Raw genomic sequence first — 19,397 nt, forward strand, 5'->3', positions numbered from 1 at the left:
CGCACCTCAGCCCGCGAACGCGACTCCCGGCAGTCCGGCGCCGATCCCGGGCAGCACGAGCACGGACCCGTTGAGCTGCCGCTGCACCAACGTCTCGTCGGACAGCCCGACGCGGGCCGAGGTGACGTAGAGGTCGGTGAAGTCGCTGCCGCCGAAGCAGCACGCCGTCGGCTGGTCCACCGGCAGCGCCACCTCCCGGTCCAGCTCGCCGCCCGGGGTGTAGCGGCGCACCGCGTGACCACCCCACAGCGCGACCCACACGCACCCGTCGGCGTCCACCGTCAGCCCGTCCGGTGAGCCGTCGGTGCCGCCGACGTGGGCGAGCGGGCGGCGGTTCGAGACCGTGCCCGCGGCGTTGTCGAAGTCGAACACGTCGATGCGGCGGGTGGGCGTGTCGATGAAGTACATGAGCGTGCCGTCCGGGCTCCAGCCCACGCCGTTGCTCGTGTTGACCTCGCTGACCACGACCTTCGCCGCGCCGTCACCGGAGACCCGCGCGAGCCAGCCCTCGTTCGCCGCCTGGTCGTAGCGCATCGTCCCGGCCCACAGCCGGCCGGACGGGTCGACGCCCGCGTCGTTGCCGCGCACCCCGTCGCGCGCCCAGTAGACGAGCCAGCTCTTGGTGCCGTCGCGGTCGACCAGCGCGATGCCGTCGCGCAGGTTGCAGACGAGGCCGCCCTGCGCACGCGGCTTCGCGGCGCCCACGTGCTGGGGGAGCGCGAGCACCGCGTCGTCGTCACGCGCCGGCGCGTACCGGTGCACCTCGGACGCCAGGATGTCCACCCACAGCAGGGTGGAGCTGCTGTGGTCCCAGGTCGGCCCCTCGCCGAGCTGGGCCGATACGCGCACCGCTACCTCGATCGACACCCGACCACCTTAGGTGCACGTAGGCTGGACACGTGGACCGCACTGCGCTCGCGAAACGGGTCATACCGCCGCACCCCGTGCTGTCGCTGCTGGTGGTGGCCGGGTTCGTCGGCTTCCTCTACGTCGTCGAGGCCTTCGACGTCGCCACCGGTGGCTCGCTGGAGGACGACGGCGTGCGGCCGCGCGACTTCAGCCAGTGGGACAACCTGGCGTGGATGCCGCTGATCCACGGCGACTGGAGCCACCTCACCGGCAACGCGGTTCCGTTGCTGCTGCTGGGGTTCCTGGCCTCCTCCGGTGGGTTGAAGCAGTTCTTCCAGGTCACCGCGGTCATCTGGTTGACGAGCACGCTCGGCGTCTGGGTGTTCGGCAGCGAGGGCAGCCACATCGGCGCGTCCGGGCTCGTGTTCGGCTTCCTCACCTTCCTGCTGGTGCGCGGTGTCTTCGCGCGGTCGTGGCTGCAGCTCGTGATCGCCGTCGGCGTGTTCGCCCTGTACGGCGCGGCGCTGTGGGGTGTGCTGCCGGGCCAGCCGGGCGTGTCGTGGGAAGGCCACCTGTTCGGCGCAATGGGTGGAGTCCTGGCCGCGTGGGGTGTTTCTCGCGACAACCGCAGGGCGGCCGCACCGGCTACATTCACGGCGTGACGATCGGGATCATGGACTCGGGCGTCGGCGGCCTGACGGTCGCCAGAGCCGTCGTGGAACAGCTGCCCGGCGAGTCGATCCACTACATCGGTGACACCGCGAACGGTCCCTACGGGCCGCTGCCCATCGCGCAGGCCCGCAAGCACGCCCTGGAGGTGTGCGACCGGCTGGTCGACGAGGGCGCCAAGATGCTCGTGATCGCCTGCAACACCGCCTCCGCCGCCTGCTTCCGCGATGCGCGGGAACGCTACGACGTGCCGGTGGTCGAGGTGATCCTGCCCGCGGTGCGCCGCGCGGTGCGGTCGACGCGGTCCGGCCGGGTCGGTGTGATCGCCACGGTCGGCACGATCAACTCGCACGCCTACCAGGACTCCTTCCAGGCCGCGCGGGACGTCACCGTCACGGCGGCGGCCTGCCCGCGGTTCGTCGACTTCGTGGAACGCGGCGTCACCTCCGGCCGGCAGGTGCTGGGTCTCGCCCAGGCCTACCTGGAACCGTTGCAGCGCGCCGAGGTCGACACCGTGGTGCTGGGGTGCACCCACTACCCGCTGCTGACCGGCGTGATCCAGATCGTCATGGGCGAGCACGTGACGCTGGTGTCCAGCGCCGAGGAGACCGTGAAGGACGTGGTGCGGCTGCTGACCGAACGCGACGACTTCGCCGCCGACCCGCCCGTGCACCGGGTGACGTGCACCGGTCCGCCGGAGCGCTTCGCCAAGCTGGCCGCCAGGTTCCTGCCGACGTTCGAACAGTGGGGGTAACGGTGCTGTTGACCGTGCTGGGCTGCTCCGGCAGCATTCCGGGACCTGGCGCGGCGGCGTCGGGGTACCTGCTGGAGGCGGACGGCTTCACGCTGGTGCTGGAGCTCGGCAACGGCGTGCTGGGGCGGTTCCAGCAGGAGCGCCCGCTGTTCTCGATGGACGCGCTGGTGCTGTCGCACCTGCACCCCGACCACTGCATCGACGTGTCGTCGCTGTACGTGGCGCGCAAGTACCACCCCAGCCCGCCGTCCGCCGTCCTGCCGGTCTACGCGCCTTCCCAGGCCCACGCGCGGTTCGCCGCCGCCTACGCGCCTTCCGAGGAGGAACGCGCGTCGCTGGACCTCACGGACGTCTTCGAGTTCCACCCGCTGGGCTCCACCGTCCACATCGGACCGTTCACCGTGGAGTCCGCTGTGGTCGCGCATCCTTGCGAGGCGTACGGGTTCCGGATCTCCTGCGGTGGCGCGACACTGGCCTACACCGGTGACAGCGGGCCGTGCGCGGCGCTGGACGCGCTGGCCGACGGGGTGGACGTGCTGCTCGCGGAGGCCAGCTGGACGCACGCGCCCGACCGGGTCGCGGACCTGCACCTGTCCGGGCTCGAAGCGGGACAGCTGGCCGCGCGGGCCGGCGCGGGACGGTTGCTGGTGACGCACGTTCCGCCGTGGACGTCGCGGGACGACGTGTTCGCGGAGGCCAGGTCGGCCTTCGCCGGGCCGAGCGAACTGGTCGTAGAGGGCGGCCGGTACGAAGTGGGGGAGATGGCGTGATCGAGCTGGAACGGGTGGGCGAGCACGAGTTCGTCGCGACGAACGACCGCGGCGCGTCGGTGCGGATCGGGCGCAAGGGGCAGGAGGGCTCGTTCAGCCCGGTGGAGCTGCTCGTCGCGGCCGCCGCGGGCTGCGCGCTGGTGACGTCGGAGACGCTGATCCTGCGCCGCACCGGCGGTGAGGAGCTGTCGGCGGTCGCGGACGCCGTCCAGTCCGAGAGCGGCAACGAGGTCGTGTCGATCCCGGTGGCGCTGTCCTACGACCTGTCCGCGGTGGACGACCCGGAGGCCCTGGAGGTCGTCGTGCGGCGTGCCGTGGAGCAGTTCTGCACGGTCACCCGCACGCTGAAGCAGTCCGCGACCGCGCCGCTTCAGCTCCCGACGCCGCTCCAGACGGCCTCCGACCCGCTGTGACCGGCCCTGACCGTCTGCACCACGGTTCCGGCCGCGAGCACGACGACCAGCACCGACACGACGACTGAGACCACCCGCCACGTCCTCGTGGTGGGTGCCTCCGCCTCGCGTTCCCGGTCGGCGAGGCGCCCGGCGACCAGCAGCGCGATCACCGCGACGCCGAAGCCGAGCGCGACGGGCAGCAGCAGGTCGCCCAGGTCCGCGTGCGCCTGGATGACCGGGTTCGCCGCACCGGTGGCGCGTTCGAGTGCGGCCTGGAGGTCCTCGCCCGCCTGCTTCGCGACCGGCACGGCGGCGACACCGGCCAGGGTGACCCCGAGAACGGGCCAGGCGTACCTGCGCCGCCAGGCCGGGACCAGTGCGATCGCGATCGAGCCGAGCGCCGCCAGGGGCAGCAGCACGACCACGGCGTGCACGAGCAACGGGTGGATCGGAATACCGTCGATCGTCAGCATGTCTCTCCCTACGCCAGTGCGCCCCGCGGGGTTCATTAGGGTATGGGCCGTGGTGCGAAGCGACGGCCGAAACGACGACGTGTTGCGTGACATCCGGATCACGCGTGGATATCAGACCTGGCCGGCCGGCTCGGTCCTGATCGAGTTCGGGAACACCCGCGTGCTGTGCGCCGCGAGTGTCACCGAAGGCGTTCCCCGCTGGCGGTCGGGCTCGGGTCTCGGCTGGGTGACCGCCGAGTACGCGATGCTCCCGTCCGCCACGCACTCCCGCAGCGACCGGGAGTCCGTGAAGGGCCGCATCGGCGGGCGCACGCACGAGATCTCCCGGCTGATCGGCCGCTCGTTGCGCGCGTGCATCGACCTGGCGGCGCTGGGCGAGAACACCATCGTCATCGACTGCGACGTGATCCAGGCCGACGGCGGCACCCGCACGGCGGCGATCACCGGCGCCTACGTGGCGCTGGCCGACGCGGTGACGTACCTGGGCGCGGCCGGTCGCCTGGCCGACCCGTCGCCGCTGTCGTGCGCGGTGTCCGCGGTGTCGGTGGGCGTGGTCGACGGCCGCGTGCGCCTGGACCTGCCCTACGAGGAGGACTCGCGCGCCGAGGTCGACATGAACGTCGTCGCCACCGACGCGGGCACGCTGATCGAGGTGCAGGGCACCGGTGAGGGCGCCACGTTCGCCCGGTCCACCCTGGACCGCATGCTGGACGTGGCCCTGGAGGGCTGCGCGCAGCTCAACCGCCTGCAGGCCGAGGCCCTGTCCGCCCCGTACCCCGGCGTGCTGCCCGAGCCGAAGTCCGGTGGTCGCCGGTGAAGCTCCTGCTCGCCTCCCGCAACGCCAAGAAGCTCCGCGAGCTGCAGCGCATCGTCGTGGCCGAGGAGCTGTCGGGCATCGAGGTGCTGTCGCTCGCGGACGTGCCGGAGTTCCCCGAGGCACCGGAGACCGCGCCGGACTTCGAGGGCAACGCGCTGGCCAAGGCCCGTGACGCCGCCGCGGCCACCGGTCTGGTGTCCGTGGCCGACGACTCCGGCCTGGCCGTCGACGAGCTGAACGGCATGCCCGGCGTGCTGTCCGCGCGCTGGTCCGGCCGCCACGGCGACGACGACGCGAACCTCGACCTGCTCCTGGGCCAGCTCGGCGACGTGCCGGACGAACGCCGTGGCGCGGCGTTCGTGTCGGTGGTCGCGCTGGTCGTGCCCGGCGGCGAGGAGGTCGTGGTCCGCGGCGAGTGGCGGGGTTCCCTGCTGCGCGAGCGGCGCGGGACGAACGGCTTCGGCTACGACCCGATCTTCCTGCCCGAGGGCTACATGGTCACCTCGGCGGAGCTGAGCGCCGAGGAGAAGGACGCCCAGTCCCACCGGGGCAGGGCGCTGAAGCTGCTGGTCCCGCACCTGCGCAAGCTGCGTTAGGCCGTGACGGCGTGTGCGTGCGAGGCGACCGACACCACGCACACGCCGGCCGCGATGAGCGCCATGCCGCCGAGCATGGCGAGGTTCAGCGGGTCGGAGAACAGCACGCGGCTGGTGAGGGTGACCAGCGCGATGCCCGCGCCCGCCCAGATCGCGTACGTGATGGCGACCGGCAGCCCCATCCGGATCACCACCGACTCCAGGTAGAGAGCGGTGAGGAACCCGGCGCCGAGACCGACGACGGGCCACGGTTTCGTGAAACCGTCGGAGTACTTCAGACAAAGGGTCGCGAAAACTTCCGCTGCCACGGCGATGGTGAGCAGCACCCACTTGAGCATTGAATTTTCCCAGCACGAAATGCACGCAGCGCCAGGCATGCGTGTTTGCTTGCGAACGGTGGACTGAGGGCAGAACGCCCTGGTCAACCGCCGCGCGTGGGGAAGTGGACGCGCAAGACGAAATCAGACGGGATGTCGGGGCCGCGAGGTGCCGTCAAGCGACACACGGTGTATCACCCTCACCGGAACAGGGGCGGCAGTTGTTGCACGCCCTCACCTCGACCATACCCGAAGAAGGGGCCGCCGCCGCAAGTCCTGCGGCGGCGGTGTCACATTTCCAGGTGATTTTTCAGGCCGGGAGCTCGCGCAGAAGCTTCGCGACGTGACCGGTGGCGCGCACGTTGTACATGGCCTTCACGACCTTGCCGTCCGGGCCGACGAGGAACGTGGAGCGGATGACGCCCTGCACGGTGCGCCCGTAGTTCTGCTTCTCGCCGAACGCGCCCCACTCGGTGAGGACGGTCTTCTCGGTGTCACCGAGCAGCGGGAAGGTGAGGCCCTCCGCGTCGCGGAACTTCGCGAGCTTCTCCTGCTTGTCCGGCGAGATGCCGACGACGGCGTAGCCCAGGTCGTTCAGCTGGGCGAGGCTGTCGCGGAAGTCGCAGGCCTGCTTGGTGCAGCCCGGGGTGCTCGCGGCCGGGTAGAAGTACACGACCACTGACCTGCCGAGGTAGTCGGACAGCGACACCGGCTTGCCGTCGCTGTCGGGCAGCGTGAAGGCGGGTGCGGTGTCCCCTGGTTCGAGACGGGTGCTCATGGCCTTGAGACTAGGCCTGGCCCTCGAACACGGTCGGTGCGTCCTGGCCCTGGCCGCCGGGCTGCACGGTCAGCTGCATCTGCACCGGCCCCTCCGCCACGGCGAACGCGAGCACCACCTGGGTGTCCTTGCCGGGCGGCAGCTCGGCGACGGCCGCGGCGAGGCCGTTGAGGCCCTGCACCGAGTCGACCAGTTCGGGAGCCGCGGCACCGTTCGCCGTCGCCTTCACGGCGAGCTGGGACGGCTTGTAGGCGTTCTTCGAGCCGTTGTAGACGGTGAGCGTGAAGACGGCCGTGCGCGCGGCGCGCGGGGTGGCCGTGTCCGACGGTGAGAGCGATCTCGGGGCCGACACCACGACGGAGAGACCGGAGCCCCACACCCGCTGGGTGCCGAAGGCGGCGTTGGTGGCTGCGTCGGGCGTCTCGGCCCGTTGCTCGACGGTCAGGCTCTCGTCCGTGGTGACGGCGACACTGGGGCCCGCACATCCCGCCACGGCCAGCAGCAGGCAGAGACCCGCTGCCGATTTGGCGAACTTCACGAACTCCCCTTTCCCACCCCGGCGGTGGGTGTGGACGACTCCCGTCAACTGTGACGGTGCCGCGGGGCGAGCGGGGGAGGAAAGGGGCCCTTGAAGCGGACCTGGTGCCGGGACGATGCCGACTCGTGATGGGCGGCGTGGGCGGCGCCACAAGAGAGCGCCGGCCCCACGCCGTCCGTCGGGTGAAGCTAGGGAGCGCGTCGGGGGGCGTGCGCGCTCACACCGATCATCGCGCAGGGTGTGCCTCGCGCTACAAGCGGAGCCGATTATCACCCGTTCAGACCAACGTCAGTCGTACGAAACGTGAAGCTCAGGCGTGACCGACTCACGTATGTGCGGCTGAACGGCCCAGCGCGGGCGTCCGTTCGGCAAGCTCGCTCAGCAGTTCGAACGACCGCAACCGGTCCTGCTGCCCGTGCACGATGGTCGTCACCATGAGCTCGTCGGCCGCCGTCGACTCCAGCAGTTCGCCCAGCCCGGCGGCGACCGTCTGCGGCGAACCGATGACCTGGGTGGCCATCCGGTCCTCGATCACGAGCTCGTCGATCTCGGTGTACGGGTAGGCGGCGGCCTCCTCCGGCGTGGCCAGCGGAGCCGGCCGGCCCTGGCGCAGCTTCACGAACGACAGCGCACCCGGACCCGCGAGGTAGCGGGCGCGCTCGTCGGTGTCGGCCACGACCACCGAGGCGCACACCATCGCGTACGGCTCGCTGAGGACCTCCGAGGGCCGGAAGTGCTTGCGGTACAACGCGAGCGCCGGCAGCGTGTTCTGCGCGCTGAAGTGGTGGGCGAACGCGAACGGCAGCCCCAGCAGCCCCGCGGCCTGCGCGCTGTAGCCGGACGAGCCGAGCAGCCAGATCGGCGGCTTGTTGCCCGCGGCGGGCACGGCGTTGAGCTCGGCGGTGCCGTCGAAGTAGCCGATGAGCTCGGTCAGCTCCTGCGGGAAGTTCTCCGCGGACAGCCCGGCCTCGGTCCGCCGCAGCGCCCGCGCCGTCTTCTGGTCGGTACCGGGCGCGCGCCCGATGCCCAGGTCGATGCGGCCGGGGTGCAGCGCCTCCAGCATGCCGAACTGCTCGGCGACCACGAGCGGCGCGTGGTTGGGCAGCATGACGCCACCTGACCCGACGCGAATCCGCTCGGTCGCCGACGCGACGTGCCCGATCAACACCGCGGGCGCCGAGCTCGCGATACCGGGCATGTTGTGGTGCTCGGCGAACCAGTAGCGGTGGTAGCCGAGGCGTTCGGCCTGCTGGGCGAGCTCCCTGGAGTTCTGCAGCGCGGCCGTCGCATCCGAGCCCGAACCGATCGGGGCGAGGTCGAGGACGGACAGCGGGATCTCACTGAGGCGGCTCATACATCGATCAACACCGATACTTCGCGACTTCTTCCGTGAGCCGGGTAACTCGTCGGGCGTCCGCCGGTCCGAGCCTGCACGCGGTGCTGGTGACTGCTCGGTCACATCCGAAATCACCCGGTGGCGGTCGCGGGTTGACGTGGGTGTGACGGATGTCGTGGTGATCGGAGCGGGCCAGGCGGGCCTCTCGGCCTCCTACTTCCTGCGCAGGCGGAACGTCGACCACGTCGTGCTGGACGCGAACCCCGCACCCGGCGGCGCGTGGCAGCACCGGTGGCCGAGCCTGCGCATGCGCACCGTGCACGGCATCCACGAGCTCCCCGGCATGCCCTTCGAACAACCACCCCCGGACGCCCCCGCCCGCGAGGCGATCCCGTCGTACTTCGCGCGCTACGAGCGCCTGTTCGACCTGCCGGTGCTGCGCCCGGTGACCGTCTCCGCGGTCACCTCCGACTCGCCCCTGCTGCGGGTCGAGACCTCCGCGGGCACCTGGACCACCCGCGGCCTGATCAACGCGACCGGCACGTGGCGCCGCCCGTTCTGGCCGCACTACCCCGGCCAGTCCACGTTCCGCGGCCTGCACCTGCACACCGCCGACTACCAGGGCCCCACCGCCTTCGCCGGCAAACGCGTGGTCGTGGTCGGCGGCGGCGCCTCAGCCACCCAACTGCTGATGGAAATCGCCCCGCTCGCCGCCTCGACCCGCTGGGTCACCCGCCACGAACCGGTGTGGCACGAGGGCCCGTTCACCGAGGACTACGGCCGCCAGGTCGTCGCCCTGGTGGAGGAACGCGTCCGCGCCGGCCTGATCCCGCGCAGCGTGGTGAGCGTGACCGGCCTCCCCCTGAACGACCGGACCCTCGCCGCGCTGGCCGACGGCGTGCTCCAGCGCTGGCCGATGTTCTCCCGCGTCGTCCCCGACGGCGTCGAATGGGAGTCGGGCGAGCGGTACGCCGCCGACGTGATCCTGTGGGCCACCGGGTTCCGGCACGACCTCGACCACCTGGCGCCGCTGCGTCTGCGTGCGGCCGGGGGTGGGGTGCAGGTGGACGGGACGCGGGTCGTGCGTGATCCGCGGATCCACCTCGTCGGGTACGGGCCTTCGGCCAGCACCATCGGGGCGAACCGGGCGGGGCGGAGTGCGGTGCGGGAGTTGGTGCGGTTTCTCGGTCTTGAGGCTGGGGGTTCGGGGGCTGGGAGTCCGGGGGTTGGGCGCTCGGGGGTTGAGGGTGCTTTGGCGGGGTGAAGTCGCTGGTAGCGGCGTTGCGGCGGTCTCGCGTTGTCGCTCGATCGGGTGGCGCGTGTCCTGATCCGGCGGTTCGCCCGTCTTGCAGGGGTGACTTCGTGTGGTGTCGCTCGATCAGGTGCCTTGTGTCCGGAATCGGCCGCTCGCTCGCCCCGTGGGGGAAGAGGAACGCGGGGAGGCGGGACGGAACGTGTCGGAACGCGTGGGTGCCGGACCGGGTCAGGAGTCCGAGTGAGTCCGGCGCTTGGGCTTGGCGAGTCGGGAGGTGGTGAGCCGGGTGGTGGCGAGTCGGGAGGTGGTGAGCCGGGTGGTGACGAGTCGGGAGGTGGTGAGCCGGGTGGTGACGAAGACGGCCAGCGCGACACCGGCCAGCGCCAGCACACCCGTGGAGGCCAGGCCGACGTACTGCTCGACGAGGTGCCAGTTGTCGCCGAGGAGGTAGCCCGCGAGGATCAGCGCGGTGTTCCAGAGGAGGCTGCCGGCGGCGGTGTAGCCGAGGAACGGTGCCAGTCGCATCCGCTCCACGCCGGCCGGGATGGAGATCAGGCTGCGGAACACCGGGATCATCCGGCCGAAGAAGACCGCGCGGTAGCCGTTGCGGAGGAACCAGGCCTCGGTCTTGTCCACGTCGGACACGCGCACCAGCGGCATGCGGGCGGCGATGCGCCGGACCCGGTCGCGGCCCAGTAGGTGGCCGAGCCAGTAGAGGAGCAGGGCGCCGGCCACCGAACCCGCGGTGGTCCAGAGGATCGCGTCGAGCAGGGACATCTTGCCCTGGGCCGCGGTGAAACCGGCCAGGGGGAGGAAGACCTCGCTGGGCAGGGGCGGGAAGAGGTTCTCCAGCGCGATCGCCAGTGCCGCTCCGGGTGCGCCGGCCGATTGCATCAGGTCGGTGACCCAGTCGACGAGGTTCATGGGATCGACGGTACGGATTCGGGTGGCCGGTGACATTGGGGGAAACCCGAGGTCCTGGGTGGGGGTGACCCCACCCAGGGGTCGGGGTCTGCCGGGGGTGAGCTGGGAAGTCGTTGCCGCGGACGGGGAAACGCGGGAGGCCTCCGAGGGTCACAGTGGTGTCCGAAATGTCGCGTGAGAGTGCTCACGCGACCGGGCGCGGCGGCCGGACCGAGGGCGAGGTTCGGCAGGGCGGTCAGTCCACAGTGGACTGGAGCGGGGCGGTGTGCGGGTACGTCCATTGGGCCACATCTGGTGGAAAGGCCTTTCCGGGGCTGAACCGGGTCGTTAGGCTCCGTGCGATGACCGACCAGGCGGGGACGTGTGCGACGTGTGGCACCGCGACCGCTACCTCCCGGCGGAGTCAGGCCCGGTACTGCTCGAACGCGTGCCGGCAGCGCGCGTACCGGCGGCGGGCCACCAACCGGCAGCCGACCGGCGGCTGGCAGACCGGCAACGGCTGGCAAACGACCAACGGCTGGCAGGCGGGCGGCAACCAGCCAGGCAGCAGCCAACCAAGCAACAGTCAGCGAAGCAACAGCCAGCCGAGCAACGGCCGCGCGAACCACCAGAGCACTGGCCACACCATCTACCGCGCCACCAACGTCCAAGCCGACCAACGCACCAACCAGCCGCCGAACCACCCAGCGAACCAGCCCAAGAACCACCCGACGAACGAGCCCGCCCACCGCCACCCAGCCCTTGACAGCTTCATCGGCCGCACCGAGGACCTGAACCGCCTGGCAGCCCTCCACACCACCGGCACCGCCCGCGTCCTCACCCTCACCGGCCCGGCCGGTGTCGGCAAGACCAGGCTCGCCAAGGAGTTCACCGCCCGCCTGCCCGAGGTCGCCTGGGTGGAGCTCGCCTCGGTCGCGGGAGGTGACCACGTGCCGCGGGCGTGTGCGACGAGTTTGGGCATCGGCGAGGTCACCGGTGAGACGGTGCTGAGCACGGTGGTGCACGCGTTGGCCGGGCGGACGGTGGTGCTGGTGCTGGACAACTGCGAGCGGGTCGCCGGGGAGTGCGCGGCGTTGCTGGAGCCGTTGCTGATCGGCTGTCCCGGGGTGCGGGTGGTGGCGACGAGCCGGGAGCCGTTGCGGGTGCCGGGGGAGGTGCTGGTGCCGGTGCCGCCGTTGCCGGTCGAGGGGGCGGTCGCGTTGTTCGCCGACCGTGCGGAGGCCAGTCAGCTCGGGGTGCGGTTGCCGGGGCGGGAGGTGCTCGCCGGGCTGTGTGTGCGGCTGGACCGGCTGCCGTTGGCGGTCGAGCTGGCCGCGCGGCTGGTGACGGTGCTGCCGGTCAGCGAGTTGCTGGCCCGTCTGGACGACCGGTTGGAGCTGCTCAACCGCGGCAACCGGACCGCAGCCGTGCGGCATCAGAGCCTGCGCGCGGCCGTCGAGTGGAGCTACGACCACCTCGGCGCCGACGAGCAGCACGTGTTCCGCTGCCTGTCGGTGTTCCCCGGCGGGTTCGGGCTGGAGGTGGCGGTCGCGGCGTGTGCGCTGCGCACGGACCGGGTGCTGGCGCTGCTGTCGGGGCTCGTGTCGAAGTCGCTGCTCACGTTCACGGGCGCGGGGCGGTTCGAGCAGCTGGAGACGCTCCGGTTGTACGGCAGGGAGGAGCTCGGCGAGCTGCGGGACGTCGTGCTGGCGCGGGTCGCGCACTGGTTCGCCGGCCGCTGGACCGCGTTCACGGCGACCGTGTTCAGCGCGCCGGCCGTCGTCGAACCGCTGATCGCCGAGTGCGCCGCGCTGCAGAGCGCCGTCGACTGGGCGGCCCGCACCGGCGACCGGAGCCACCTGCGGCTCGCGACGATGCTCGCCACGGCCTGGCGCGACCAGGGGCAGGTGTCGCAGGGGCGCCGGTCGCTGCACGCGGCGGTGCGGTCCACGGTGCCCAGCGAACCCGCCGTGCGCTGCCTCGCCCTGTGCCACCTCGCCTACCTGGCCGGCACCGACGACGACACCGGTCTGCCCACGGCCGAGCAGGCCGTCGCGCTGGCCCGCGAGCTCGGCGCACCGGTGCTGCTCGCCCAGGCCCTGAACGCGGTCGCGGGCGAGCTGGTGCGCGCGGGCCGGACCAGCGAGGCGCGCAAGCACTACGAGGAGGCGCTGGCGTTGCTGGTGCCGGTCGCCGGGCCGCTGGACCTCGCGATCATCGAGCACAACCTGGCCTGGTCGGCGCTGCGGGCGGGTGACGAGGAGTTCGCGGACGCCCTGCTCGCCGACGTGCTGCCGGTCTACCGGCGGTTCGCTCCACCACGCCGACTAGCGGTTTTCCTGCACACGGTCGGCGTGCGCGCGTTGCAGCGCGGCGAGACAGACGAGGCCACGGACTGGTTCGAGCAGTCGCTTCGTGCGTCCTGCACGGGTTTCTGGGTGGCGGACGTGCTGGAGGGGCTGGCCGTGATCGCGTACCGGCGCCGTGACCCGAGGCGCGCGCTCAGGCTGGTCGGCGCGGCCTCGTGCTTGAGGGAAGGCGGGCCCACCGACGACCTCGTGTGGCAGCGGGAGGTCGTCGAGGTCGTGCGGGCCGCACGGGTCGCCGTGGGGAACTCGTGTCTCGCCGACGGCCGGCAGATGACGCGTGAGCAAGCGGTCGCCTACGCGCTGGAGGGCCGGATCGAGCAGCAGGAGCTCAGCGCACGCGAGCGGCAGGTCGTCGCGCTGGTGGCCGCGGGGCGGACGAACGGTGGCATCGGCACGGAGCTGCACATCTCGCAGCGGATGGTGGAGACGCACCTGCAACGGGTCCGGCGCAAGCTCGACCTGACCAGCCGCACCCAGATCGCGGACTGGGTCGAACGCAGGAACATGCGATCTGACCTGGGCGAACGTGCCCCGTGAGCACACCGCGCCCAGGACGATCGTGAGGTCGGGGGGACTCGAACCCCCACTGGCTGGGACCTAAACCCAGTGCCTCTGCCAATTGGGCTACGACCCCTCGGGTGGAAGCCTATAGCGCGGCCATGTACACGCTCTCCCGGGGCGCATGTGGGTCGTGTGCGGCCCCGCCCACGGCCGTCCACTACGGTGACTGCCAGAACCGCTGCTAGGAGGACATGTGGCACGCGATCCCGACACCATCCAGCGCGAGATCGAACAGGCTCGTGCCGCGCTGGCCAACACCCTGGACGAGCTCAGCGAGCGCGCGAACCCGCAGAAGCTCGTCGAACAGGGCCGCTCGTCCGTGCTGGCCACGCTGAGCCAGCCCAAGGTCAAGTACACCTTGATCGCGGTCGGTGCCGTGGTCGGCTTCGCGCTCGTGCGCAAGCTCTTCCGCTGAGCACCTGGCCAGAAGTCTCGTCCGCCCCCTCGTTGCTGATCAGGCGTCTGCAAGTACCACCAACATGGTCGCCGCCCGTCGAACCGGATTCCAGATCCGCGGACGGTCGGCGGAGCTGTTGGCAGTAGAAAAGTGCTTGGTGATGTTGAGTCGGTGGTACTTGCAGATGCCGGCAAAGCCGGGGGGCGCTAGGCGTGCACCAACGGTAGTAGGACCTGCTCGACGACCTTCTCCACGAACGGCTCGTCGAGCGGGTCACCGGTGAGCATCAGCCGGTAGATCAACGCCGCGCCCGCGATCTCCACGGCCATGCCGCGCGGGGCGTCGGCCCTCAGCTCACCCCGGTCGGCGGCCCGGTCGAGGATTCCGCGCAGCACGTCGCGCTGCGAGATCAGGAACGTCTCCCGGAACGCCGCCGCCAGCTCCGGCTCGTGCGGCAGCTCGCCCACCAGCGCCTGAGCGGCCTTGCCGATCGGACCGGACAGGAACGCGGCGAACGACGACAGGAACTCGCGCAGGTCACCGGCGAGCGAGCCGGTGTCCGGTGCGCCGAGGTTCTGCGTGGCGAGCTGCGTGCACGTGTCGATCACCAGATCGAGCTTCGACTCCCAGCGCCGGTAGATCGTGGCCTTGCCCGCTCTCGCGCGCGCTGCCACCGCGTCCATGGTGAGGGCCCGGTATCCGACCTCGGCCATCACTTCGAGCGCTGCCTGACGTAATGCGTCGTCCCTGCTGGCGTCGCGAGGCCGGCCCCGCTGTGGGGCCCTTCCCTCGTTGAGCGCCGCTGTCGGCACGGCCATGCCACCTCCTAGTGCAAGGGCACGGCTCGTGCGTGTTCTCCCCGCCCCTTTGGCGGGACATCCTAGGCGTCTCGCCCTACTCGCAGGGGCAGCAGCACCCGGTTGTTGGATCGTGTTGTGGTCGGTCGACTCCTGTGCGGCCGGTACCGGGAAGAGGACCGGGAACTCCGTTCCGGCACCTGTCGAGAACCTGAAGATCGTGCCAGGGAGCTGGACAGTCCACATCAGACGGTCAGTCCGCCGGTGCCTTCACGGCCGTGGCCAGCTGGGTCAGGTACCGCTTGGTGATCCGGCCGCCGTAGCGGGTGTCGATGAGCCTGCCGATGCCGGCGACCAGCTCGTCGCGGGTGGGCAGCGTGATGTGGTTCGAGTACGTGAGCAGCAGGTCGACGTAGGTTTCCGCGGTGTAGTCGCGCTCCCACTCGTACCTGCGGAACTCCGGCGGCTCGAAGAACGGGCTGTCGTCGAGCTCGAACGGCACGGTGCCGGCCGCCGGCTGCCGGAAGCCCGGCGGCGTGCCCGGGTCCCAGCGCTCGTAGAGTTCCTGCACGTCGGCGAAGAACTGCTCGGTGCCGCCCGCGACGTGGTGCGTGGAGATCACGGCGAGCGTTCCGCCGTCCCGCAACGCGCGTGCGCACCGGGCCATGCGGGTGTCCGGGTCCAGCCAGTGGAACGCCGTCGCGGACACCACGAGGTCGAACTCCCCGTCCGGCTCCCACTCGTCGAAGTCCGCCACCACGACGTGCGCGCGCGGCGCGTGGGTGCGGGCGATCGCGGCGAGGTCCGGGCTCAGCTCCACCGCGGTCACGGAACCGAGCGCGGTCAGCGGCAGCGTGGCCTGGCCGGTGCCAGGACCGATCTCCAGGATGCGGTCGCCGTGCAGCGCGGCGAAGAGCTCGGCGGGGTAGGTCGGACGGGCCCGGTGGTAGCGGGCCGCGTCCGTGCCGAAGGTGGCGCGCAGGCGCTCGCGTTCGGTCATGCGCCGAGCTCGAGCTCGCGCGCGGGCAGCGCGTCGATCCCCTTCCGGGCGAAGTCGGTCCACGTCCGCCGCACGACCGCGGCCAGCGCCGGGTCCGGCTCCTGCCCGGCCAGCATGCCCGCACCGGTCCAGGCGTCCGGGTCGAACAGGAACGGCAGCTCCATGCAGTGGCAGGCCCCCAGCGGAGCGCCCTCCGGCCGCCAGCGGAAGTCGTAGGTGGCGGCCTGGCCACCGGCCTTGGCCCAGTCGGCGGCCAGCCGGCGCGCGGGGCCCGCGAAGACGAGCTCGGTGGCGACGGCCCAGGCCTCCGGGTGGTTCGCGACGTACGGGCTGCCGTCGTCCCGCGTGTGTCCGACGAGCAGCTCCACCCGCGGCGCCACCGCGGTCAGGTCGGGCTCGCCCGGCAGCTCCGGGCCGAACGGCATGCTGCCCGACGGCGTGAACCTCGGCCCCAGCTCGGCGGTGACGCGCTGCTGGGCGGCCAGCACGTCCGCCACGGGGGTGCCGGCGTCGACGGAGGCGGCGACGTGCTCGCGCAGCGCCGCCGTCATGGCCGGGCGGTCGGGGCTGCGGGTGCCCAGCGGCGCGCTCTGCAGGATCGCGCGCTGGAACAGGCCCTCGGTGTCGGTGAGCAGCAGCGCGTACACGGAGTCAGCGCCCGCGGACTGGCCGAACGCCGTCACGTTCGCCGGGTCGCCACCGAACTCCGCGATGGTGTCGCGCACCCACCGCAACGCCGCCAGCTGGTCCAGCAGCCCCAGGTCGTCCCGCAGGTAACCGAAGATCCCGAGCCGGTAGCTGACGCTCACGACCACGACGCCCTGCGCGGCCAAGAGCCCTGCGTCGTACTTCGCCGACTCGCCGCTGCCGGTCACGTACGCGCCGCCGTGGAACCACACCATCACCGGCAGGCCGTCGGCGTCGGCCGGTGCCGTCACGCTCAGCACCTGGCAGTGCTCATCGAACGACAGCCCCTCGACCGAGTTGCCGACCACCGCGGCCAGCGCCGACGGCGACTGCGGGCAGGCCGGGCCGCGGCGGGTGTCGTCCACCACACCGTCCCAGGTGAGCGGCTCTGGCGCGGCGAACCGGGCCGCCGTCGCGTAACGGATCGCACGTGCCCGCACGAGGCCTTCCGCAGTGTTCAGCACGTCCCCGATGGTAGGCGTGGGTGGTCAACTCCACAGCCTCCCGAGTGGGCGCGACCGGCCTGCCCGGAGCACGATGGACCGGTTGGACCACTAGGCAGAGGAGGAACCCAGGTGCGGGCTACGACGATCTACGGCACCCGTGACATCCGCGTCGAGGAGGTGCCCGACGCGCGCGTCCAGGAGCCGGGTGACGTCGTCGTCCGGGTCGAGCTCGCCTGCATCTGCGGCAGCGACCTGTGGGCGTACCGGGGTGTCGCCAAGCGCGAGAGCGGTCAGCGGATCGGCCACGAGTTCCTCGGCGTCGTCGAGGAGGTCGGCGCGGACGTGCGCAGCGTCCAGGCCGGCGACCGGGTCATCGCGCCGTTCGTGTGGAGCGACGGCACCTGCGCCTACTGCCAGGCCGGGTTGCAGACGTCGTGCCTCAACGGCGGGTTCTGGGGCGGCAAGGGCAGCGACGGCGGCCAGGGCGAGGCCGTGCGGGTGCCGCAGGCCGACGGCACGCTGGTGCGCGTCCCGGCCGACGCGCCGGCGGAGCTGCTGCCCGCGTTCCTGAGCCTGAGCGACGTCATGGGCACCGGGCACCACGCGGCACTGGGCGCGGGCGTGCAACCCGGCAGCACCGTCGCGGTCGTCGGTGACGGCGCCGTGGGCCTGTGCGGTGTGCTCGCGGCCAAGCGCCTCGGCGCCGAGCGGATCATCGCGCTGGGCCGCCACGAGGACCGCGCCAAGATCGCGACCCTGTTCGGCGCGACCGACCAGGTGGCCGAACGCGGTGACGCCGCCGTCGAGCGGATCAAGGAGATGACCGGCGGGCTCGGGGCGGCCGCGGTGCTGGAGTGCGTGGGCACGGAGCAGTCGTGGCAGACCGCCATGGGCATCGTGCGCGACGGCGGTCGCATCGGGTACGTCGGCGTGCCGCACGAGATGCCGGGGCTGCCGCTGGGCAAGCTGTTCGGCCGCAACATCGCCATCGGCGGCGGCGTCGCACCCGCGCGCGCCTACCTGCCCGAGCTGCTCGCCGACGTGCTCGCCGGGCGGATCGACCCCGGTCCCGTGTTCGACCGGACGGTCGCGCTCGCCGACGTCGCCCAGGGCTACCAGGCGATGGACGAGCGGACCGCCCTCAAGGTCATCGTCAAGCCGTGACTCACGCCGCCGGCGTCCGCGCGGCGGCGGTGAGCACGTAGTCCTCGGCGCGCACGCGCTTCGTCCGCATCCAGTACCGCCAGGTGAAGCCCGGCCACACGGTGCGGTTGACGCCCTGCGCGTCGAGGTACCAGCTCTTGCAGCCGCCCTGGGTCCACACGCCCTTGGTCAGCTTGCCCTGGATCTCGCGGTTGAACTCCTGCTGGGCCTCCCGCCGCACGTCCAGCTCCGCCGCGCGGTGCCGGTCGAGGAGCCGGAGGCACTGCGAGACGTACCGGATCTGCGACTCGATCATGAACACGACCGAGTTGTGCCCGAGTCCGGTGTTGGGGCCCAGCAGGAAGAACAGGTTGGGGAAGCCGGACACCGTGATGCCGTAGTAGGTCTCGATGCCCTGCTCGCGCCACTTCTTGGCGAGGTCGACCCCGCCCTTGCCCTGGATGTCCAGGTAGTCGAACGAGTCGACGACGTGGAACCCGGTGCCGTAGATGATGGCGTCGACCTCGTGCTCGACGCCCGCGCTGTCCACGACGGACCTCTCGCGCACCTCGGAGATCTTGTCCGTCACCAGGTCCACGTTGGACCGCGACAGCGCGGGGTAGTAGTCGTTGGAGATCAGCACGCGCTTGCAGCCCATGGTGTAGTCGGGCTTCAGCGCCTTGCGCAGCTCCGGGTCCGGCACCTGCTTCTTCAGGTGCCGCACCGCGATCCCCTGCGCGAACTGCATGATCTTCGGGTTGACTGCGAAGCCCAGCGCCGACGACTCGCGGGTCCAGTAGACGAAGTCGCGGTAGAGCCGCTGCGTGAACGGCAGGGCGCGGAACAGCTTCCGCTCCCAGCCGGTGATCTCGCGGTCGGCCTTGGGCATGATCCACGGCGGCGTGCGCTGGAAGACCTTGAGCGACCCGACCTGCCCGGCGATCTTCGGCACGAACTGGATCGCCGACGCGCCCGTGCCGACGACGGCGACCCGCTTGCCGGTCAGGTCGTAGTCGTGGTCCCACTGCGCGCTGTGGAACGTCTTGCCGGTGAAGTTCTCGATGCCCGGCAGCTCGGGGACGTTCGGGATGTGCAGCGCGCCGACGCCCGCGACCAGCGCCGTGGCGGTGTAGGTGTCGCCCTGCTCGGTGGTGACGTGCCAGCGCTTGGCCTCGTCGTCCCACCGCGCGCCGGAGACCTTGGTGTTGAAGCGGATGTGCGGTCGCAGCCGGTGCTTGTCGGCGACCTTGCGCAGGTACTCCCAGATCTCGCCCTGCTGGGCGAACATCCGCGACCACCCCGGGTTCAGCTCGAACGAGAACGAGTACATGTGCGACGGCACGTCGCACGCGCAACCGGGGTAGGAGTTGTCCCGCCACGTGCCACCGAGGTCGCTCGCCTTTTCGAGGACCACGAAGTCGTGCTCACCGCGGCGCTTCAGCTCGACGGCCATCCCGAGGCCGGAGAAGCCGGTGCCGATGACGAGCACTTTCGTCTCTCGGTGCATGGGGACACCCTCCCACTCGCTTGGCTACTTCGCAGTAGGT

At 71.4% G+C, this 19,397-nt stretch carries 21 protein-coding genes and 1 tRNA gene; 10 read left to right on the forward strand and 12 right to left on the reverse strand.

Annotation, left to right across the window (positions count from 1 at the left end; all coding sequences use genetic code 11):
* Positions 1–6: 6 nt before the first annotated feature.
* Positions 7–867, reverse strand: a complete 861-nt coding sequence (locus ACZ7CH_RS31435; protein WP_470375596.1) for an SMP-30/gluconolactonase/LRE family protein — start codon at positions 865–867, stop codon at positions 7–9.
* Positions 868–899: 32 nt separating this feature from the next.
* On the opposite strand from ACZ7CH_RS31435, the gene ACZ7CH_RS31440 reads away from it, so the two are divergent.
* From ACZ7CH_RS31440 to ACZ7CH_RS31455, 4 genes are read left to right on the forward strand one after another with little or no spacing between them, the layout of a single operon-like run.
* Entirely contained in the window at positions 900–1,511 is a 612-nt protein-coding gene (locus ACZ7CH_RS31440) for a rhomboid family intramembrane serine protease (RefSeq protein WP_458434109.1), read from the forward strand.
* Between the two features lie 11 nt (positions 1,512–1,522).
* Entirely contained in the window at positions 1,523–2,272 is a 750-nt protein-coding gene (gene murI / locus ACZ7CH_RS31445; protein WP_470375646.1) for a glutamate racemase, read from the forward strand.
* A 2-nt stretch (positions 2,273–2,274) separates the two neighbouring features.
* Complete coding sequence (locus ACZ7CH_RS31450; protein ID WP_470375597.1) at positions 2,275–3,042, forward strand: MBL fold metallo-hydrolase; 768 nt, start codon at positions 2,275–2,277, stop codon at positions 3,040–3,042.
* Entirely contained in the window at positions 3,039–3,455 is a 417-nt protein-coding gene (locus ACZ7CH_RS31455; RefSeq protein WP_360398210.1) for an OsmC family protein, read from the forward strand. Before ACZ7CH_RS31450 ends, ACZ7CH_RS31455 begins: the two co-directional genes overlap by 4 nt.
* Here the strand turns inward: ACZ7CH_RS31455 and ACZ7CH_RS31460 are convergent.
* Positions 3,413–3,910 carry a DUF2231 domain-containing protein gene (locus ACZ7CH_RS31460; protein ID WP_360398212.1) on the reverse strand — a complete coding sequence of 166 codons (498 nt, stop codon included), beginning with the start codon at positions 3,908–3,910 and terminating at the stop codon, positions 3,413–3,415. The genes ACZ7CH_RS31455 and ACZ7CH_RS31460 overlap by 43 nt on opposite strands.
* Before the next feature lie 49 nt (positions 3,911–3,959).
* Between ACZ7CH_RS31460 and rph the strand changes: the two genes are divergently transcribed.
* Positions 3,960–4,727: a ribonuclease PH gene (rph, locus tag ACZ7CH_RS31465; RefSeq protein ID WP_360398214.1), complete on the forward strand. Its 768-nt coding sequence runs from the start codon at positions 3,960–3,962 to the stop codon at positions 4,725–4,727.
* Positions 4,724–5,323 (forward strand): RdgB/HAM1 family non-canonical purine NTP pyrophosphatase, encoded by a 600-nt coding sequence (gene rdgB, locus ACZ7CH_RS31470; RefSeq protein ID WP_458434108.1) that lies wholly within the window; start codon positions 4,724–4,726, stop codon positions 5,321–5,323. The genes rph and rdgB overlap by 4 nt, the downstream gene beginning before the upstream one ends.
* Here rdgB and ACZ7CH_RS31475 read toward each other — a convergent pair.
* The 4 genes from ACZ7CH_RS31475 to ACZ7CH_RS31490 form a co-directional block, all read right to left on the reverse strand.
* Positions 5,320–5,661 carry a DMT family transporter gene (locus ACZ7CH_RS31475; protein ID WP_360398218.1) on the reverse strand — a complete coding sequence of 114 codons (342 nt, stop codon included), beginning with the start codon at positions 5,659–5,661 and terminating at the stop codon, positions 5,320–5,322. The two genes, rdgB and ACZ7CH_RS31475, sit on opposite strands and share 4 nt — an antisense overlap.
* Before the next feature lie 289 nt (positions 5,662–5,950).
* The gene (bcp, locus tag ACZ7CH_RS31480) at positions 5,951–6,418 is read right to left on the reverse strand and encodes a thioredoxin-dependent thiol peroxidase (protein WP_360398220.1); all 468 of its coding nucleotides are present in this window, start codon (positions 6,416–6,418) and stop codon (positions 5,951–5,953) included.
* Positions 6,419–6,428: 10 nt separating this feature from the next.
* Positions 6,429–6,956, reverse strand: coding sequence for a hypothetical protein (locus ACZ7CH_RS31485; RefSeq protein WP_458434107.1), 528 nt, complete (start codon positions 6,954–6,956; stop codon positions 6,429–6,431).
* 325 nt (positions 6,957–7,281) lie between these two features.
* Complete coding sequence (locus ACZ7CH_RS31490) at positions 7,282–8,310, reverse strand: LLM class flavin-dependent oxidoreductase (RefSeq protein ID WP_458434106.1); 1,029 nt, start codon at positions 8,308–8,310, stop codon at positions 7,282–7,284.
* Between the two features lie 145 nt (positions 8,311–8,455).
* On the opposite strand from ACZ7CH_RS31490, the gene ACZ7CH_RS31495 reads away from it, so the two are divergent.
* On the forward strand, positions 8,456–9,556 hold the full coding sequence (locus ACZ7CH_RS31495) for an NAD(P)-binding domain-containing protein (RefSeq protein ID WP_458434104.1): 1,101 nt from the start codon (positions 8,456–8,458) through the stop codon (positions 9,554–9,556).
* A gap of 219 nt (positions 9,557–9,775) precedes the next feature.
* On the opposite strand, the gene ACZ7CH_RS31500 is transcribed toward ACZ7CH_RS31495, so the two are convergent.
* Entirely contained in the window at positions 9,776–10,471 is a 696-nt protein-coding gene (locus tag ACZ7CH_RS31500; protein ID WP_470375598.1) for a DedA family protein, read from the reverse strand.
* Positions 10,472–10,812: 341 nt separating this feature from the next.
* Here ACZ7CH_RS31500 and ACZ7CH_RS31505 point away from each other — a divergent pair, with 341 nt between their 5' ends.
* On the forward strand, positions 10,813–13,356 hold the full coding sequence (locus ACZ7CH_RS31505) for a LuxR C-terminal-related transcriptional regulator (RefSeq protein WP_470375599.1): 2,544 nt from the start codon (positions 10,813–10,815) through the stop codon (positions 13,354–13,356).
* Positions 13,357–13,379: 23 nt separating this feature from the next.
* Here ACZ7CH_RS31505 and ACZ7CH_RS31510 read toward each other — a convergent pair.
* Positions 13,380–13,453: transfer RNA gene (locus ACZ7CH_RS31510), tRNA-Leu, on the reverse strand.
* Positions 13,454–13,573: 120 nt separating this feature from the next.
* Here ACZ7CH_RS31510 and ACZ7CH_RS31515 point away from each other — a divergent pair.
* On the forward strand, positions 13,574–13,795 hold the full coding sequence (locus ACZ7CH_RS31515; protein WP_360398232.1) for a DUF3618 domain-containing protein: 222 nt from the start codon (positions 13,574–13,576) through the stop codon (positions 13,793–13,795).
* A 188-nt stretch (positions 13,796–13,983) separates the two neighbouring features.
* Here ACZ7CH_RS31515 and ACZ7CH_RS31520 read toward each other — a convergent pair whose 3' ends face one another.
* The 3 genes from ACZ7CH_RS31520 to ACZ7CH_RS31530 all read right to left on the reverse strand — a co-directional run bounded on the left by ACZ7CH_RS31520 (position 13,984) and on the right by ACZ7CH_RS31530 (position 16,725).
* A complete protein-coding gene (locus ACZ7CH_RS31520) occupies positions 13,984–14,595 on the reverse strand; it encodes a TetR/AcrR family transcriptional regulator (RefSeq protein WP_360398234.1) in 612 nt (203 codons plus the stop codon).
* Positions 14,596–14,827: 232 nt separating this feature from the next.
* Complete coding sequence (locus tag ACZ7CH_RS31525) at positions 14,828–15,574, reverse strand: class I SAM-dependent methyltransferase (protein WP_470375600.1); 747 nt, start codon at positions 15,572–15,574, stop codon at positions 14,828–14,830.
* Positions 15,571–16,725, reverse strand: coding sequence for a carboxylesterase family protein (locus ACZ7CH_RS31530; RefSeq protein WP_470375601.1), 1,155 nt, complete (start codon positions 16,723–16,725; stop codon positions 15,571–15,573). The genes ACZ7CH_RS31525 and ACZ7CH_RS31530 overlap by 4 nt, the downstream gene beginning before the upstream one ends.
* Before the next feature lie 111 nt (positions 16,726–16,836).
* Here ACZ7CH_RS31530 and ACZ7CH_RS31535 point away from each other — a divergent pair, with 111 nt between their 5' ends.
* The gene (locus ACZ7CH_RS31535; RefSeq protein ID WP_458434096.1) at positions 16,837–17,871 is read left to right on the forward strand and encodes a zinc-dependent alcohol dehydrogenase family protein; all 1,035 of its coding nucleotides are present in this window, start codon (positions 16,837–16,839) and stop codon (positions 17,869–17,871) included.
* A gap of 1 nt (position 17,872) precedes the next feature.
* Here ACZ7CH_RS31535 and ACZ7CH_RS31540 read toward each other — a convergent pair whose 3' ends face one another.
* Positions 17,873–19,357, reverse strand: coding sequence for a flavin-containing monooxygenase (locus ACZ7CH_RS31540; protein ID WP_470375602.1), 1,485 nt, complete (start codon positions 19,355–19,357; stop codon positions 17,873–17,875).
* Positions 19,358–19,397: the final 40 nt, after the last annotated feature.

The organism is Lentzea sp. NPDC037011, assembly GCF_055607425.1.

Excerpts from the sequence above, each read along its gene's own strand:
- ACZ7CH_RS31540 (WP_470375602.1), bottom strand. The coding sequence starts at position 19,357 with ATGCACCGAGAGACGAAAGTGCTCGTCATCGGCACCGGCTTCTCCGGC.
- ACZ7CH_RS31460 (WP_360398212.1), bottom strand. The coding sequence starts at position 3,910 with ATGCTGACGATCGACGGTATTCCGATCCACCCGTTGCTCGTGCACGCC.
- ACZ7CH_RS31500 (WP_470375598.1), bottom strand. The coding sequence starts at position 10,471 with ATGAACCTCGTCGACTGGGTCACCGACCTGATGCAATCGGCCGGCGCA.
- ACZ7CH_RS31475 (WP_360398218.1), bottom strand. The coding sequence starts at position 5,661 with ATGCTCAAGTGGGTGCTGCTCACCATCGCCGTGGCAGCGGAAGTTTTC.
- ACZ7CH_RS31520 (WP_360398234.1), bottom strand. The coding sequence starts at position 14,595 with ATGGCCGTGCCGACAGCGGCGCTCAACGAGGGAAGGGCCCCACAGCGG.
- murI (WP_470375646.1), top strand. The coding sequence starts at position 1,523 with ATGGACTCGGGCGTCGGCGGCCTGACGGTCGCCAGAGCCGTCGTGGAA.
- ACZ7CH_RS31490 (WP_458434106.1), bottom strand. The coding sequence starts at position 8,310 with ATGAGCCGCCTCAGTGAGATCCCGCTGTCCGTCCTCGACCTCGCCCCG.
- ACZ7CH_RS31505 (WP_470375599.1), top strand. The coding sequence starts at position 10,813 with ATGACCGACCAGGCGGGGACGTGTGCGACGTGTGGCACCGCGACCGCT.
- ACZ7CH_RS31525 (WP_470375600.1), bottom strand. The coding sequence starts at position 15,574 with ATGACCGAACGCGAGCGCCTGCGCGCCACCTTCGGCACGGACGCGGCC.
- bcp (WP_360398220.1), bottom strand. The coding sequence starts at position 6,418 with ATGAGCACCCGTCTCGAACCAGGGGACACCGCACCCGCCTTCACGCTG.